We start from the raw sequence: 16,528 nt of genomic DNA, 5'->3' as shown, positions 1-16,528 counted from the left end.
GGAAAACTGATGAGGTTAAAACTCAGTTGGAGGACTTTATTTCCTCATATAAAGGCCATAAAGATTTGGCAGACAAATACAAATACTCCGCCGAAATGATTGATGCTGGTACAAGCCGAGCCTATCGTTTGAAAGCCATTCCCACAAAAACAGGCTATACTCTTTCCGTTTGGATGGATAGTTTGGGCAATGCTTACAAATGCACTGATATTGATTCAGCCAATAATTTCAAAACCGCAATGACCAATGGCAAAGGTTGCGAATCGGTTTCCAAAAAGAAATCTTCTTAGTCTGACAACCATAAAAAAGCAGTGTCATTTTATCGACACTGCTTTTTATATTTTACTGTTTCCAATCATCGTCTCGGCGTTGGCGTTTCAACAAGATCCTGACTGTGCCATCATTGCCTTGTCGAGGCTCGACATAAGCCAATACATCAGGATGCTGCATCAACCAGCGACGCGTCATATTTTTCAAAACCGGTTTATAGCCTGCAGAACCCAAGCCGCTGCCGTGGACAATCTCGCCGCAAACGCCGCGTTTTTTCGTAAACTCAATAAATTCGTTCAATACCTGCTGCGCCTCTTCCTGCGTATAGCCGTGCAAATCCACATCCGCCACCACAGGATAATGGCCGTTTCGCAAACGCATCAAATCATTTTTACCCTGCCCGTTTTTACTGAACGAAGCCGGCGGTTCTTCCCAGCCGCCGCTGCCCACATAAAAATAATCTTCCTGCTCCAAAGTCGCCATTTCTTTAGGTCGCGGCTTGATAGGCGATTTATCGCGGGGCTGTTCATAATAGTTGCCGGCATTTTTCAAAGGCGTAACCTTACCAACCGCCTTGCTGAAATCCACATCCTCTACCTGCTTTTTAGCCTTCGCTTCGGCTTCCCGCTCCGCGGCTTCCTTTTTCGCCTGTTTGCCCAAAGCCTTCAGCGTTTCTTGAAAGTTTGCCGTCATGGTTTGTCCTCTCCAAAAAATTGATTGCGCACATTATAGCAAACCCGGCTACAAGGCCGTCTGAAAGACTCTTATCCTCGCTTCTTGTTTAGGGTATAGTATTAACGCATTGCCCGTCTTACAAAAGAGAGAAAATATGTTTAAACGCCCGGAAGAAATCATCGTCTTGATACTTGCCCTATTATGGGTCGCACTCAGCTACTACTTTGCCGCCATCCTGATTTCAGATGCCTACACCATTCTCCTCATTACCGTACTGACTTTCGTTTGGGCAGCCATCTGTTTCCTTTTATGGCAGCGCAACTTAAGCCGTCATATTTGGCCACTGTTCCTCGGCAGCCTAGTTGCCTGCTGGTGGCCATACTTCACTTGGCTTGCAAGCGATGTTCCCGAAGGCACATGGTATTCAGGCTGGACATTCAAATCCATTATCACCTTGATTCCCGTTGTGGCCGCTTATATCTTCAAGTGGAAACGGAGCCGAAAAAACAAAATCTCCAATACCCTTGCCTGATACCTCGCGCCGTCTTTTTCAGACGGCGTTTTCCATATCTGACATAACGCTCAGACTGTCAACAATCCCAATAAAATGCTATACTCTTCACACGATTTAACACCCTAAAACAGGCCGTCTGAAAGACTTATCAAGATGATCAGCAAACAAGAATACCAAGCCCAAGCCGCACAAGGTTACAACCGCATTCCACTCGTTCAAGAGCTGCTTGCCGACTTGGACACACCGCTCTCAATCTACCTCAAACTTGCCAACAAGCCTTTCACCTACCTGCTCGAATCCGTTGTCGGTGGCGAACGCTTCGGCCGCTATTCCTTTATCGGCCTGCCTTGCAGCCACTATCTCAAAACCAGCGGCAAACATGTCGATGTGTATCAAAACGGCGAAATCGTCGAACAACACGACGGCAATCCCCTGCCCTTTATCGAAGCCTTCCACAACCGCTTCAAAACGCCCGAAATCCCAAGCCTGCCGCGCTTTACCGGCGGCCTGGTCGGCTACTTCGGTTATGAAACCATCTACAATTTCGAACATTTTGCCCACCGCCTGAAACATACGGCCAAAGCCGATCCGCTCGGTACGCCCGACATCCTCCTGATGCTCTCGCAAGAATTGGCGGTTATCGACAATTTGAGCGGCAAAGTCCACCTCATCGTTTACGCCGATCCCTCGCAGCCCGACGGCTACGAACACGCGCGCGAACGACTTGAAGACATCCGTACCCAGTTACGCCAAAGTTGTGCTATCCCGCTTTCCCTCGGCAGCAAGCAAACCCAAGCAGTCAGCGAATTTGGAGAAGAACCTTTCAAAGCCTGCGTCAATAAAATCAAAGACTACATCTTTGCAGGCGACTGCATGCAGGTTGTCCCCAGCCAACGCATGAGCATGGAATTTACCGATAATCCGCTTGCCCTCTACCGCGCCCTGCGTACGCTGAACCCATCGCCGTATATGTTCTACTACGATTTCGGCGATTTCCATATTGTCGGCTCCTCCCCCGAAATCCTCGTCCGCCGCGAACGCGATGATGTCATCGTCCGTCCTATCGCCGGCACACGCCTGCGCGGCAAAACACCAGCCGAAGACCTCGCCAACGAACAAGACCTGCTGAGCGATGCCAAAGAGATTGCCGAACACGTCATGTTGATTGACTTAGGACGCAACGACGTCGGCCGCATCAGTAAAACCGGCGAAGTCAAAGTTACCGACAAAATGGTGATTGAAAAATACTCCCATGTGATGCACATCGTCTCCAACGTCGAAGGCCGTCTGAAAGACGGCATGACCAATATGGACATCCTTGCCGCCACCTTCCCTGCAGGCACGCTTTCAGGCGCACCCAAAGTCCGCGCCATGGAAATCATCGAAGAAGTCGAGCCGAGCAAACGCGGCATCTACGGCGGCGCAGTCGGCGTATGGAGTTTCAACAACGACATGGACTTGGCCATTGCCATCCGCACTGCCGTGATTAAAAACAATACCCTCTTCGTCCAAAGCGGCGCAGGCGTAGTTGCCGACTCCAACCCAACCTCCGAATGGCAGGAAACTCAAAATAAAGCCCGAGCAGTAATCCGCGCAGCGCAAATGGTGCAAGAAGGGTTGGATAAATAATTTTCAGACGGCCTGCGCTCTGAAATGACTAAACAACAAGATTATGATACTAAAAGAAAAACAACTAAAATCCATCAGCAAATTCCTCAGCTTTATCTTGCGCCATCATCCTGAGCAAATCGGTATTACTTTGGATAAAGACGGCTGGGTGGATATTGATACCCTACTGACGCAGGTAAATCATCCCGAGCGTGGCTTTACAGGTAATCCGCTGACCTACGAAGTATTGCTGGAAGTGGTCGAAAACAATGATAAAAAACGGTTTACCCTTTCTGAAGACGGCAAACGCATCCGCGCTGCACAAGGTCATTCGACGGCACAAGTTCAGGTCGAACACAAAGTGGCAACGCCTCCTCAGATTTTGTATCACGGTACGGCTGAGCGCTCTGTTCCATCTATTTTGGAACAAGGCCTGCATTCTGCCTCGCGCCATTTTGTCCATCTGTCTGCCGATGCCGAAACAGCCGTCAACGTCGGCTCCCGACACGGCAAGCCGGTTGTATTGACCATCGACACTGTCGCCATGCTTGCTGCAGGACATCAATTTTATCTGGCGGACAACGGCGTATGGTTAACTGAAAACGTTCCGCCGCAATTTATCGGCAAACTTTAACACATCAGGCCGTCTGAAGCTGTAAAACCATTTTCAGACGGCCCGCAAACACCCTACCCAATTTCTTCATAAAGCGATTATCCATGAACACATCCCCCATCCTCCCTCCTGCTATGCTCGGCATTCTTGGCGGCGGACAATTAGGCAGAATGTTTACTGTTGCTGCCAAAACCATGGGCTACCAAGTAACCGTACTCGATCCCGACCCGAATGCGCCAGCAGCGGAATTTGCCGACCGCCATTTGTGTGCGCCGTTTGATGACCCGGCCGCTTTGGAAGAATTGGCAAAATGCGCGGCTGTTACGACCGAGTTTGAAAACGTCAATGCCGACGCGATGCGTTTTCTCGCCAAACACACCAATGTTTCCCCCAGCGGCGACTGCGTTGCCATCGCGCAAAACCGCATTCAGGAAAAGGCATGGATACGCAAAGCAGGTCTGCAAACCGCGCCGTATCAAGCAGTTTGCAAGGCCGAAGACATCACTGAAGAAAGCGTACAATTTCTGCCCGGCATCCTGAAAACTGCCACTTTGGGCTACGACGGCAAAGGCCAAATCCGCGTAAAAACATTGGATGAACTCAAAGCCGCATTTGCCGAACACGGTGGCGTGGATTGCGTTTTAGAAAAAATGGTGGACTTGCGCGGCGAGATTTCCGTTATCGTATGCCGTCTGAACAATGACAACGTGCAAACTTTCGACCCTGCCGAAAATATTCACGAAAACGGCATCCTCGCCTACTCCATCGTCCCTGCGCGACTGAGTGCCGACGTGCAGCAACAGGCGCGGCAGATGGCGCAGCGTTTGGCCGATGAATTGAACTACGTCGGCGTATTGGCAGTAGAAATGTTTGTTGTCGGCGATACACATGAATTGGTCGTCAACGAAATCGCGCCGCGTCCGCACAATTCCGGCCACCATACCATCGATGCCTGCGCGACAGACCAATTCCAGCAACAGGTCCGCCTGATGTGCAACCTGCCTCCGGCTGACACCAAATTGCTGAGCTCTTGCTGTATGGCGAATATTTTGGGCGACGTTTGGAAGGAAGACGGCGGCGAACCCGAATGGCTGCCGTTGCAAAGCAACCCGAATGCACATCTGCATCTATACGGTAAAAAAGCCGCGCGTAAAGCCCGAAAAATGGGCCACTTTACCGTCTTGGCCAACGATGCGGACAACGCGTTCCAAACTGCCCAAGCCTTACATCAAAGCCTGTAACCTTACCCACTTTTTTCAGACGGCCTTTGATTGCCAAAGGCCGTCTGAAATCAATTTTTCCGACCATCCGCCATGAGCCTTCTGACCATCCTCCGTCCGGCAACCGAAAAAGACTGCCAAGACATACACAATGCCCATCTGCATGCCGTTCAATACGCCTGCATCCGCAGTTACAATGAAACCATTATGCACACATGGGAAAGTCTGCTCGACATCAACAGCTATTTGGAAACCATCTCCGATAAAAACAAAGCCTTGTGGGTGGTCGAATACAAAGGGCTGATTCAAGGCTTCTTCCAAGTCGATTTCAAAGAAGCGCAACTGGACGCCTTATACGTCCATCCGCTCTTCCACAATCTCGGCTTGGGCACGGCCCTGCTCAGCCGCGCCGAAGAAATGGCACGAAATGCGGGCCTCAGCTTTCTCAAACTGTATGCCTCGCTCAATTCCGTACCTTTTTATCGCCTCAACCGTTACGAGTCGCTCGGTACTGCCGTGTTGCAGCTGAACAAAACCGTCCGTGTCGAATGCGAATTGATGCGCAAATACCTGTAATTTCCCCTTCCGCTGTTGCTTTTTTTGAAAGAAACCGATGTCCCGAATTGCCGCCCTGCCCGACCATCTTGTCAACCAAATCGCCGCCGGCGAAGTGGTCGAACGCCCTGCCAACGCCTTGAAAGAAATCGTTGAAAACAGTATCGATGCAGGCGCAACGGCGATTGATGTCGAGCTGGCCGGCGGCGGCATCCGCCTCATCCGCGTCAGCGACAACGGCGGCGGCATCCACCCCGACGACATCGAACTCGCGCTCCACCGCCACGCCACCAGCAAAATCAAAACCTTAAACGACTTGGAACACGTCGCCAGCATGGGCTTTCGCGGCGAAGGCTTGGCCAGTATCGCCTCCGTCAGCCGCCTGACCCTGACCAGCCGACAAGAAGACAGCACGCACGCAACCCAAGTCAAAGCAGAAGACGGCAAACTCAGCAGCCCCACCGCCGCCGCCCACCCCGTCGGCACCACCATCGAAGCTGCCGAACTCTTCTTCAACACCCCCGCGCGGCGCAAGTTCCTCAAATCCGAAAACACCGAATACGCCCACTGCGCCACCATGCTCGAACGTCTTGCGCTGGCGCATCCGCACATTGCCTTCTCACTCAAACGCGACGGCAAACAAGTGTTCAAACTTCCTGCACAAAGCCTGCATGAACGTATCGCCACCATTGTCGGCGATGATTTTCAGACGGCCTCATTGGAAATTGACAGCGGCAATGGCGCATTACGGCTCTATGGCGCGATTGCCAAGCCGACTTTTGCCAAAGGCAAAACCGACAAACAATATTGCTTCGTCAACCATCGCTTCGTGCGCGACAAAGTCATGCTCCATGCTGTCAAACAGGCATACCGCGACGTATTGCACAATGCGCTGACGCCTGCTTTCGTCCTCTTTCTCGACCTGCCGCCCGAAGCCGTGGATGTCAACGTACACCCGACCAAAACCGAAATCCGCTTCCGCGACAGCCAGCAGGTACACCAACTCGTGTTCCACACGCTCAACAAAGCCCTTGCCGACACACGCGCCGACCTGACCGAAAGCGTCAGCAATGCAGGCGAAGTGTTGCATGACATTACCGGCGTTACTCCTGCACCAATGCCGTCTGAAAACAACAGCGAAAATCTGTTTGATAGCGCATCCAACTACCCAACAGGCAACAAACCCGATACACGCAATGCCTTTGGTCCATCAGGCAAAACCGCGCCCATGCCTTACCAAGCCGCGCGCACGCCGCAACAACGCAGCCTATCCCTGCGCGAAAGTCGCGCGGCAATGAATACTTATGCCGAGCTCTACAAAAAAACCGACGACATCGACCTTGAGTTGAGCCAATTCGAACAGGCACGTTTCGGCAATATACCGTCTGAAACGCCTACTCCCCAAACAGATACGCCGCTTTCAGACGGCCTTCCCTCCCAATCCGAACTGCCACCGCTCGGTTTTGCCATTGCCCAATTATTAGGCATCTACATCCTTGCACAAGCCGAAGACAGCCTGTTGCTCATCGATATGCACGCTGCCGCCGAACGCGTCAACTACGAGAAAATGAAGCGCCAACGTCAGGAAAACGGCAACCTGCAAAGCCAACGCCTGCTTATTCCCGTAACCTTTGCCGCGTCCCACGAAGAATGCGCTGCCCTTGCCGATCATGCCGAAACGCTGACAGGCTTTGGCTTGGAATTGTCCGACATGGGCGGCAATACCCTTGCCGTCCGTGCCGTCCCCTCCATGCTCGGCAAAGCCGACGTCGTTTCACTGGCCAAAGATGTTTTGGGCGAACTCGCCCAAGTCGGCAGCAGCCAAACCATCGAAGAACACGAAAACCACATCCTCGCCACCATGTCCTGCCACGGCTCCGTCCGCGCCGGCCGACAGCTGACTTTGCCCGAAATGAACGCACTCCTGCGCGATATGGAAAACACGCCGCGCAGCAACCAGTGTAACCACGGACGTCCGACTTGGGTCAAACTGACATTAAAAGAATTGGATGCGTTGTTTTTACGCGGACAGTGACGCTAATAAAAAGGCCGTCTGAAAATACTTTCAGACGGCCTTTTAACTTATTTGCTCTTAACGAATATCCATAGGAGCAAACGATTTCACGGTTTCATCGATTGCTTTAACACGGGTCAGGAAATCTTCCAATTGGGCAAGCGGCAATGCGCTTGGGCCATCGCATTTGGCTTGGTCGGGATTGGCATGGGATTCGAGGAACAAACCGGCCAATCGGGTTGCCATACCGGCAAGCGCCAAGTCCAATACTTGGGCGCGACGGCCGCCAGATGCTGTGGCACCGGATTCGCGCGTTTGCAGGGAATGGGTTACGTCAAAAATAACGGGCAGGTTGTTACACGTTTTTTTCATCACGCCAAAGCCGAGCATATCGACCACCAAGTTGTCGTAGCCGAAGTTTGCGCCGCGTTCGCACAAAATGATTTGCTCGTTGCCTGCTTCTTGGAATTTCTCGACGATGTTTTTCATTTGAGATGGGCTGAGAAATTGCGGCTTTTTGATGTTGATGACATTGCCGGTTTTCGCCATTGCCACCACCAAATCGGTTTGACGTGCCAAGAAGGCGGGCAGCTGGATGACATCGCAGACTTCGGCAACCGGTTGGCATTGGTAAGGCTCGTGAACATCGGTAATCACGGGAACATTAAACTCGCGTTTCACCGCTTGAAAAATCTTCATGCCTTCGTCCAAACCCACACCGCGGAAAGAGTGGATGGAAGAGCGGTTTGCCTTGTCGAAAGAGGCTTTGAACACGTAAGGGATGCCGAGTTTATCGGTTACTTTAACGTATTGCTCACAGGCTTTCAGCGTAGAGTCGAGGTCTTCAAGGACATTGATGCCGCCGAAAAGGGTAAAGGGCGCATCGTTGCTGACGGTGATGTTGTTGATTTGGATATTCACGGCAAAGCCTTTCAGATAAGTTGAATTTGGGAAACAGGCCGTCTGAAACGTTTCAGACGGCCTTTGTTTGAATATTACAACACGGTGTGCGGCGGCTCATAAGAAATCACGTCGCGGATTTTATTGTTCTCATCGACGAGAACGACTTTCAGCTCATGCGCTGCAATTTCAGGTTCGGACAACATAACGTAAGACATGATAATTACGATGTCGCCTTTTTGAACCAAACGTGCGGCTGCGCCATTGAGGCAAACGACGCCGCTGCCGCGTTCGCCGGGGATGGTGTAGGTTTCAAGGCGTTCGCCGTTGTTATTGTTGACGATGGCAACTTTTTCGTTAACGCAAATACCTGCTGCATCCAACAGGTCTTGGTCAACGGTAATGCTGCCGACGTAGTTGAGGTCGGCTTCGGTAACGGTGGCACGGTGGATTTTGCCGCCGAGCATGGTACGGAACATGGGTTTCCTTTTTGATTGTGGGTTGATTTGCGGTTTTAACTTCCGGGAAGTTAAAACCGCTGTTTGTGTGATTGAGGATTAGTTATTGGGAAAGTCTGATTCGTCAAACTCGGGTTCCGGGTCGCTTTGAAGAACTTTTCCGTTTAATTTCAACTCGCTGTTTTGCAGAGTCAGATGGGTTTTGACATTATCGTTTTCTAAGGTCAGATATTTCTCACTTGCCATGCTTTTAATGGTGCTGTCCACCATCAGGCGCAAGGTCTCGTTAATATCGTCGATGCTGGCACGGCCTGCGGCTTCATCTTCGGCATTGACGCTAAACAGACTGCTGGCTTGGTTGACGGCGAGCTGCTCCAACAATTTTTGCGGTACGCTCATGTTGAAGTCGGCTTCGGTTTTCTTCAGCATATCACCCAAATTGTTGAGGTCTTTGGCTGCCAAACCTTTAAACGCAAGCTTGCCGCTGACATCGACATCACCATTAGGCATGGTAAATTTGAAGGTTTTGACGTTCAAAACCGGATTGTTGGTAAACAGGCCTGAAGCCTCGTTTTTGGCCGTCTGAATCAAGGAAGCCTGTATTTCTTCTTCGCTCATTTTCTTCATGGACACTTCGGCAATTTTGTTTTTCAATGCCAGAAGTGATGCCGCATCCAAATGCTCGGCAGCGACATTGATGTCCAGAGGGCCGTATTTGTCTTCGCCATAGGTCAGGCTTTCAAATTGGAAGCGGCCTTCGCTGTTGATGAATTTATCGACTTCGCCGGTTTGGGTATCGAAACGCAGTTTGTTGACTTCGATTTTAGACGGAGCAATCGTGCCGGTCGGATTGATAAACGCACCGATTTGCAGATTGGTCACAAGGTTGACCAGTTCGTTCAACTTAACGTTGTAATCGATGTTTTCTTTCCATTGCAGCAGGAATTTATCCAGCGTAATGCTGCTCTTGCCCAAAGAAAGTTTGGTCAGGCCGTCTTCCGTTTCGGATTGGAAGCGCAGGTTTTCCAAAGACACATCGCCTTTGTCGGCCAATTTGACTTGCAAAGACGGTGCGAGGTAATCGTGACGATAACTTTTGAAGCCTTGGCTGTAATCGGTATTGCCGCCAAAGCCTTTCCAGTTGAGCTTGATACCGGAAAGCTCTTCATAATCGAAGGCGGGAATATTGAGGCTGAGTTTGCCGTCGCCGGAAAGGTAAACCGTATTGGTCATGGTCAACGGCGTTTGCTGGCCGAAGAAACGGTCCAAAACCTTTTTGGTTTCCGGATGGTATTGGAACTCGGTTTCCACGTGGGCGCGCGTACCGAAGCCGCCGGCAAACGGGCCGTGTGTTACGTGGTTGATGACCGTAATCGGCTCTTGCAGAACAGTTTTCAAATTGTCCGGCAGGTATTTTTGCGTATTTTGAAGCAGGGTCGGCTTGAGGCGGATGACGGTCGTCTCGGTTGAACTGAACCAGCCGCGATCGTATTGGTGGGACTCAACGGTCAGGAAACCGGATTCTTGCAACAGCTTTTGTTGCTCGGTCAGGCTTTCTTCCGCTTTGACACCAAGATAATAAGGCGTGCCGAGCGCAGCGGCAACAACGACGGCGGCAGTCGGGATAAGATACTTTTTCATCACTTCAAACAGATTAGGTTCAAAGCGTAAAGCATAGCATTTTTTAGCTGTTTTGTCTTATCCGCCGTTTCAGACGGCCTTTAGGTAAAGATTGTGATATTATGCAAACATAAACGATTTTTACACTTTTGGCAGTCCAAATCCTATCTGCCAAGATGTCATTAAAGGTTTGCAAATGCTTTTATTCATTGATAACTACGACAGCTTTACCTACAACATCGTCCAATACTTTGCCGAATTGGGGCAGGAAGTTTTGGTACGTTGCAACGATGAAATCACCATCGAAGAAATCGAAGCCCTAAAGCCGCAATATCTGGTCATCGGCCCCGGCCCTTGTTCCCCTAAAGAGGCAGGCATTTCTGTTGCAGCCATGCAGCACTTTGCCGGCAGGCTGCCCGTCATGGGCGTGTGTCTCGGCCATCAAACCATGGGCGAAGCGTTCGGCGGCAATGTCGTGCGCGCGCAAACGATGATGCACGGCAAAGTCTCCCCTGTTTTCCATCACGGCACAGGCATGTTTAAAGACCTGCCCAATCCAGTCAACTGCACGCGCTACCACAGCCTGGCCATCGACCGCGCCACCCTGCCCGACTGCCTCGAAATTACCGCATGGACGGAAGACGGTGAAATCATGGGCGTACGCCACAAAGAATATGCCGTCGAAGGCGTACAGTTCCACCCCGAAGCCCTGCTGACCGAACACGGCCACGATATGCTGAAAAACTTCTTGGAAGAATTCAAAGACTACCGCCCGCAAAAATCTTAATGAAAGGCCGTCTGAAAGGTGTTTGACAATGTTCAAACCGCATTTTCAGACGGCCTGAATCACATCGGACACAAACAAAGGAAAAATCATGATTACCCCTCAACAAGCGATTGAACGCCTCATCAGCAACAACGAACTTTTCTACGATGAAATGACCGACCTCATGCGCCAAATCATGAGCGGCCAAGTTCCTCCCGAGCAAATCGCCGCCATCCTGACCGGCCTGCGGATTAAAGTTGAAACCGTTTCCGAGATTACCGCCGCAGCCAGCGTGATGCGCGAATTTGCCACCAAAGTGCCGCTGGAAAACGCCGATGACTTGGTCGATATTGTCGGCACGGGTGGCGACGGTGCCAAAACCTTCAATATTTCCACGACTTCCATGTTTGTCGCGGCTGCGGCAGGAGCGAAAGTTGCCAAACACGGCGGCCGCTCCGTTTCTTCATCCAGCGGCGCTGCCGATGTCATGGAACAAATGGGCGCCAACCTCAACCTCAACCCCGAACAGGTTGCCCAAAGCATCCAGCAAACCGGTATCGGCTTTATGTTCGCGCCCAACCATCACAGCGCCATGCGCTATGTTGCCCCTGTCCGCCGTTCGCTCGGCTTCCGCAGCATCTTCAATATCTTGGGTCCGCTGACCAATCCTGCCGGCGCAGCAAACCAACTCTTGGGCGTGTTCCACATCGACTTGTGCGGCATTCTTTCCCGCGTATTGCAACAGCTTGGTTCCAAACATGTTTTGGTCGTGTGCGGCGAAGGCGGTTTGGATGAAATCACGCTGACCGGCAAAACCCGCGTTGCCGAACTGAAAGACGGAAAAATTACCGAATACGACATCAGCCCGGCCGATTTCGGCATGGAAGTCCGCCGCAATTTAGACGAAATCAAAGTCGAAAATGCGCAAGAATCCCTGCAAAAAATGAACGAAGTGCTGGACGGCAAAGCCGGTGCCGCACGCGATATCGTCGTCCTCAATGCCGCCGCCGCGCTCTATGCAGGAAATGTGGTTACTTCGCTGGCAGATGGCGTCAAAGCTGCTCAAGAAGCCATCGACTCCGGCAAAGCCAAAGCCAAAAAAGACGAATTTATCGAATTTGGCAAACAGTTTGCCTAAGCTTTAAAACCATAAACAAAGGCCGTCTGAAAAATCTTTCAGACGGCCTTTTATTCTTTAAATATTAAAATTTGCTTTTAATATCATTAATCAAGCCTTCGGCTTTTTCTTTGGCTTCTTCAGCCAAGTGTGCTACTTTCTCTTTGGCTTCATCGGCTAAAGCAGTTGCTTTTTCTTTAGCTTCTTCAAACAATTGCGAACCTTTTGCTTTACCTTCTTCTAAAGCGTCACTGGCTTTGCTTCCAATATCTGATGCTGCTTCTTTTACTTTGCCAACGCCTTGTTGAGCCAAGCCTTCAGCTTCAAGTTTAGCATTGCTGGATACATCTCCAGCCACTTCTTTTACTTTACCGCTGATTTTATCTAATTCGCCGCTCATGGTCATACTCCTGGATTAAATGTTGATAAGATTAGTGCTATACTACCATATATCGGGAACTTTGCTTTAGCTTTAAAGGCCGTCTGAAAGCCAAAACATGACAAAACGAGTTAAGTTAGGTTAATCCATATGTTTCAATATCGCTTCGGCTACTGCCTTGCCTATCATCTTACTGCCAAACTCATTGAAATGAAGCCCGTCGCACAGCATCACATCAGTCAAATCCTGCTCAAACATCAGGCTGTATAAATCATTGATGGCAAAGCCATATTGCCTTGCCAAATCCTCCGCCACACGGTTATAGGCCTTCAAATCAGCCAGATAGCGGCGCGAGGGTTTGACGATATTGTGTACGCTTTCCAAAAACGGCGTACTGCACGCCCAAATAATTTTTGCACCTGTCTGTTTCAAATAATCAAAAATTTGAATCAGGTTGCTGCGATAGGTTTTTATATCGGCCACCGGCTCATTACAGCCTTGATTATGGCGGATGTCGTGCAAACCGCAATTGATGTGGATAATGTCTCCCACAGTCGCACCCTCTGTCCATTGCCCGATATGCTCTAACACATCATGCGACGAACGGCAGTTTTCCGATGGAGAAACAATATCCACCTCAGGCAAAGCGGCGCGCGTGTAAGGCTCCGAAGCAAGCCGCACGGAATCGCCGATTAAATAAACGGTCATTTTTGTTCTCCTCCCTTTATTTGAACAAACAGCAAGGCCGTCTGAAATATCACTTAATATTATTATAAGAGTGCTATTTCAGACGGCCTTAACTTCAGTCAAATTCTATCGTTAAATCATAAATTAACACTGACTGTTTTTATAAAAATCAATTAATTGCTTGGCCTGCAACATGGGCAGCCCAAAACGATCGCTCACGTCTTTCAAATCCTTCCATTCCTGACCGGTCAGATTTTGCCCAACCCATTTGAGGTTTTCCGGATTGCTTTTGATTTTCTCAAAATACGCCTGCTTGCGTTTCCAGTTGCGCGACCACACCAGCAACATGGTAAAAATACATAAAACAATCAATACAATATTGGTAAACAACATCATGTCCATACGACATACTCCCGCTTGGATCTCAAAATCAGAAAATATGGATTAAAGGCCGTCTGAAAAACAGTCTTCAGACGGCCTCAGCGTGACGCTCAACGTTGCATTTCCTTGGCTAAAACCAACATGCCTGATGTTTACAGGATATCGTCTTCCCGATTGTGTTCGATCATATCGTTTACCGCTTGGGCGAGCCATGCCCAGCAATCGGGGAATTCTTGACGCTGCTCCCAGCCGGGGTCAGCAAAGTCGTGGATAAGCTGGACTGTGCCGCCTTTGCCGATTTCGAAGCAGGCAGTGTCATCGCAATCGCTGCGTTTGGCGAAGGGAATCAGTTTTCTATTGGGATAACGCGTTTGCATGCCTTGGTATAGCTTGGCGGCCCAATCGCTATCGAGCAGATGCCAAATATCGAAATCGACTAAATTCAGTTCGACGATTTTTTCAAATGATTCAGGGTATTCAAAGTGGGGAATATCGAGCGTATAGCTTTTCATCGTTTGATTCCTAGTTTGAGGCTACCTGAAAAATGAAACTGGGCGTATGGTTTTTAGAGGGCCTTTGCCACGTTTCACTCAATATTCACCCGTTTCAGGCGCAAGGCATTACCCAATACCGACACCGAGCTTGCCGCCATTGCCGCGCCTGCGATGACGGGATTTAAAAAGCCGAGTGCGGCGAGCGGAATACCCAAGATATTGTAGAAGAAGGCGAAAAACAGGTTTTGTTTGATGTTTTTCAAAGTCGCCTGCGACACCAGCAGGGCATCGGCGAGCTGGTTGACCGAATGCTGCATCAGCGTGGCGGACGCAGTGTGTTCGGCAACATCCGCACCGCCTTTCATCGCAAAGCTGACGTTGGCGGCAGCGAGCGCGGGCGCGTCGTTGATGCCGTCGCCGACCATCGCCACGGTTTTGCCGGCGGCTTTGAGTTTCTGCACTTCGGCGGCTTTATCGCGCGGACTCATATTACCAAAGGCGTGTGCGATGCCCAGTTGTTTGGCGACATATTCGACCGTGCCTTGGTTGTCGCCGCTCATAATATAGACATCGATATTGTGTTTTTTCAGACGGCCTACGGCTTCGGCGGTATCGGCTTTCAACGCGTCTGCAAGTGCGAATGCGCCGATAGGTTTGTTATCGACTGAGACTGCAACAATGCTTGCAATGTCCCAAACGCCGTCTGAAAACTTCGGCAAGGTCAATTCGGCAAATTCGGCTTTGCCTGCTTTCACCAAACCCACGCCTTCCACTTCGGCGGTAATGCCTGCGCCGACAACGGTTTGCGCGTTTTGTGCGGCGGGAATGTCCAAACCGCGCGCTTGGGCGGCGGAAACGATGGCGCGGGCAAGCGGATGAGCGGCGTTTTGTTCGACGGCGGCGGCGATGCGGTACAAAGCGTCTTCGTCAAAGCCGCTGTCGGGAACGCAATAAACGGCGGCAACCTGCGGCTTGCCTTCGGTCAGCGTGCCGGTTTTGTCCAATACGACGGCATCGACGTGGGCAGCTTCTTCCATCGCCGCCGCGTCTTTAAACCAAATGCCGTGTTTCACTGCTTTACCCATGCCGACCATAATCGCGGCAGGGGTTGCCAAACCGAGTGCGCACGGACAGGCAATCACCAAAACAGCAACGGCGTGCATTAGTGCAATCGTCCAATCGCCTTTCACCAGCCAAGTAACAATAAAAGTCAAAAGTGCAATGCCCACGACAGTTGGCACGAACACCGCCGCTGCTTTATCGGCCACGCGCGCAATCGGTGCTTTACTGCCTTGCGCTTCGGACAGCGCGTTCATCATGTCGCCGAGCAATGTTTGGCTGCCGAGCTGCGTGGCGCGGTACACCACGCTACCCTCGGTCATCAGCGCGCCTGCCAACACTTTGCCGCCTGCCTTTTTCTCTTCAGGATTGGATTCGCCGGTAAGATGACTCTCATCCGCCCAACCGCAGCCGCTTTCAATGATGCCGTCGGCGGCAATGCGTTCGCCGTGGTTGGCGCGGATTAGGTCGCCGATTTGCACTTGGTCGATGGGAAGCTGTTTCCATTCGCCGTTGCGTTGTACGTTGACTTGGGTCGGCGTCAGTTTCAGCAGCAAGCCCAAGCTGTTCAGGCTGGATTTTTTGGTGCGGTGTTCCAAAAATTTGCCCAGCGACACAAAACCAATCACCATCACGCCCGCTTCAAAATACACATGCGCCATGCCGTGCGCTGCGTGCGGACTGAAAAACAGCATATAGACGGAATACAGATAAATCGACACCGTACCGATGGTAACAAGTACGTCCATATTCGCCAGTCCGCCTTTAATGCTCGCCCACGCGCTTTTGTAAAACGGGATTGCCAGCCAAAGCTGCACAATACTTGCCAGTACAAATTGCCATACAGGCGGAATCATCCAATCGTGCCGCCCAATCATCATGCCTGCCATGCCGATTAGGAACGGGATATTGATGGCCAGTAAAAGCCACAGCCTCCAGCCGATATGGTGTTCTGCTTCAGCGTGCGGCAATGTATCTTCCGTTTTTTCCTTTGCGCCGTAACCGGTTTTCTCAATGATTTTGGCAATGTCAGCAGCGGAAGTTTTGCTGTCGTCAAACGTAACCTGCGCCTCTTCGCTGGCAAAGTTCACCCCCGCTGATTCAACAAAATCTTTTTTATTCAATACTTTTTCAATACGCGAAGCGCAGGCCTGACAGGTCATGCCTTCGATTTGGAAACGGACTTTTTGTTGCATGG

18 protein-coding genes are annotated in these 16,528 nt (G+C 50.8%); 9 read left to right on the top strand and 9 right to left on the bottom strand.

From position 1 onward, the window contains the following. The coding region (locus Q1M25_RS03470; protein ID WP_300481815.1) for a PilX family type IV pilin at window positions 1-290 on the top strand (290 nt) is incomplete at its 5' end. Window positions 291-342: 52 nt separating this feature from the next. On the opposite strand, the gene Q1M25_RS03465 is transcribed toward Q1M25_RS03470, so the two are convergent. After that, the gene (locus Q1M25_RS03465) at window positions 343-963 is read right to left on the bottom strand and encodes a Smr/MutS family protein (protein ID WP_300481813.1); all 621 of its coding nucleotides are present in this window, start codon (window positions 961-963) and stop codon (window positions 343-345) included. 136 nt (window positions 964-1,099) lie between these two features. On the opposite strand from Q1M25_RS03465, the gene Q1M25_RS03460 reads away from it, so the two are divergent. From Q1M25_RS03460 to mutL, 6 genes are all read left to right on the top strand, one after another. Next, window positions 1,100-1,477 carry a hypothetical protein gene (locus Q1M25_RS03460; protein WP_300481810.1) on the top strand — a complete coding sequence of 126 codons (378 nt, stop codon included), beginning with the start codon at window positions 1,100-1,102 and terminating at the stop codon, window positions 1,475-1,477. A 135-nt stretch (window positions 1,478-1,612) separates the two neighbouring features. Then, on the top strand, window positions 1,613-3,088 hold the full coding sequence (gene trpE / locus Q1M25_RS03455; RefSeq protein WP_300481808.1) for an anthranilate synthase component I: 1,476 nt from the start codon (window positions 1,613-1,615) through the stop codon (window positions 3,086-3,088). A gap of 43 nt (window positions 3,089-3,131) precedes the next feature. After that, a complete protein-coding gene (locus tag Q1M25_RS03450) occupies window positions 3,132-3,701 on the top strand; it encodes an RNA 2'-phosphotransferase (protein WP_300481805.1) in 570 nt (189 codons plus the stop codon). 83 nt (window positions 3,702-3,784) lie between these two features. Then, a complete protein-coding gene (locus tag Q1M25_RS03445; RefSeq protein WP_300481802.1) occupies window positions 3,785-4,921 on the top strand; it encodes a 5-(carboxyamino)imidazole ribonucleotide synthase in 1,137 nt (378 codons plus the stop codon). 72 nt (window positions 4,922-4,993) lie between these two features. Further along, complete coding sequence (locus Q1M25_RS03440; RefSeq protein WP_101755535.1) at window positions 4,994-5,476, top strand: GNAT family N-acetyltransferase; 483 nt, start codon at window positions 4,994-4,996, stop codon at window positions 5,474-5,476. A gap of 37 nt (window positions 5,477-5,513) precedes the next feature. Continuing rightward, window positions 5,514-7,490 carry a DNA mismatch repair endonuclease MutL gene (mutL, locus tag Q1M25_RS03435; RefSeq protein WP_300481799.1) on the top strand — a complete coding sequence of 659 codons (1,977 nt, stop codon included), beginning with the start codon at window positions 5,514-5,516 and terminating at the stop codon, window positions 7,488-7,490. Between the two features lie 57 nt (window positions 7,491-7,547). Here the strand turns inward: mutL and kdsA are convergent, their stop codons facing one another. The 3 genes from kdsA to Q1M25_RS03420 all read right to left on the bottom strand — a co-directional run bounded on the left by kdsA (window position 7,548) and on the right by Q1M25_RS03420 (window position 10,468). After that, window positions 7,548-8,390 (bottom strand): 3-deoxy-8-phosphooctulonate synthase, encoded by an 843-nt coding sequence (gene kdsA / locus Q1M25_RS03430; RefSeq protein ID WP_070460880.1) that lies wholly within the window; start codon window positions 8,388-8,390, stop codon window positions 7,548-7,550. 74 nt (window positions 8,391-8,464) lie between these two features. Then, complete coding sequence (gene panD / locus Q1M25_RS03425) at window positions 8,465-8,848, bottom strand: aspartate 1-decarboxylase (RefSeq protein WP_300481794.1); 384 nt, start codon at window positions 8,846-8,848, stop codon at window positions 8,465-8,467. Between the two features lie 78 nt (window positions 8,849-8,926). After that, window positions 8,927-10,468, bottom strand: a complete 1,542-nt coding sequence (locus tag Q1M25_RS03420) for a YdgA family protein (protein ID WP_300481791.1) — start codon at window positions 10,466-10,468, stop codon at window positions 8,927-8,929. 175 nt (window positions 10,469-10,643) lie between these two features. Here Q1M25_RS03420 and Q1M25_RS03415 point away from each other — a divergent pair, with 175 nt between their 5' ends. Both Q1M25_RS03415 and trpD read left to right on the top strand, forming a co-directional pair. After that, a complete protein-coding gene (locus Q1M25_RS03415; protein ID WP_003683598.1) occupies window positions 10,644-11,234 on the top strand; it encodes an aminodeoxychorismate/anthranilate synthase component II in 591 nt (196 codons plus the stop codon). 88 nt (window positions 11,235-11,322) lie between these two features. Continuing rightward, the gene (gene trpD / locus Q1M25_RS03410; RefSeq protein WP_070749598.1) at window positions 11,323-12,351 is read left to right on the top strand and encodes an anthranilate phosphoribosyltransferase; all 1,029 of its coding nucleotides are present in this window, start codon (window positions 11,323-11,325) and stop codon (window positions 12,349-12,351) included. Between the two features lie 64 nt (window positions 12,352-12,415). Here trpD and Q1M25_RS03405 read toward each other — a convergent pair whose 3' ends face one another. From Q1M25_RS03405 to Q1M25_RS03385, 5 genes are all read right to left on the bottom strand, one after another. After that, complete coding sequence (locus Q1M25_RS03405; protein ID WP_070695543.1) at window positions 12,416-12,730, bottom strand: CsbD family protein; 315 nt, start codon at window positions 12,728-12,730, stop codon at window positions 12,416-12,418. Window positions 12,731-12,850: 120 nt separating this feature from the next. Further along, window positions 12,851-13,417, bottom strand: a complete 567-nt coding sequence (locus tag Q1M25_RS03400) for an SGNH/GDSL hydrolase family protein (RefSeq protein ID WP_300481780.1) — start codon at window positions 13,415-13,417, stop codon at window positions 12,851-12,853. A gap of 123 nt (window positions 13,418-13,540) precedes the next feature. After that, on the bottom strand, window positions 13,541-13,798 hold the full coding sequence (locus tag Q1M25_RS03395) for a hypothetical protein (protein WP_070608231.1): 258 nt from the start codon (window positions 13,796-13,798) through the stop codon (window positions 13,541-13,543). Between the two features lie 131 nt (window positions 13,799-13,929). After that, the gene (locus Q1M25_RS03390; RefSeq protein ID WP_063068181.1) at window positions 13,930-14,289 is read right to left on the bottom strand and encodes a hypothetical protein; all 360 of its coding nucleotides are present in this window, start codon (window positions 14,287-14,289) and stop codon (window positions 13,930-13,932) included. A gap of 74 nt (window positions 14,290-14,363) precedes the next feature. Then, window positions 14,364-16,526: a heavy metal translocating P-type ATPase gene (locus Q1M25_RS03385; protein WP_300481775.1), complete on the bottom strand. Its 2,163-nt coding sequence runs from the start codon at window positions 16,524-16,526 to the stop codon at window positions 14,364-14,366. Window positions 16,527-16,528: the final 2 nt, after the last annotated feature.

The organism is uncultured Neisseria sp. (assembly GCF_951230505.1).
In the GTDB taxonomy this organism is placed as follows: Bacteria; Pseudomonadota; Gammaproteobacteria; order Burkholderiales; family Neisseriaceae; genus Neisseria.
This window is presented reverse-complemented; position numbering and strand designations above follow the sequence as displayed.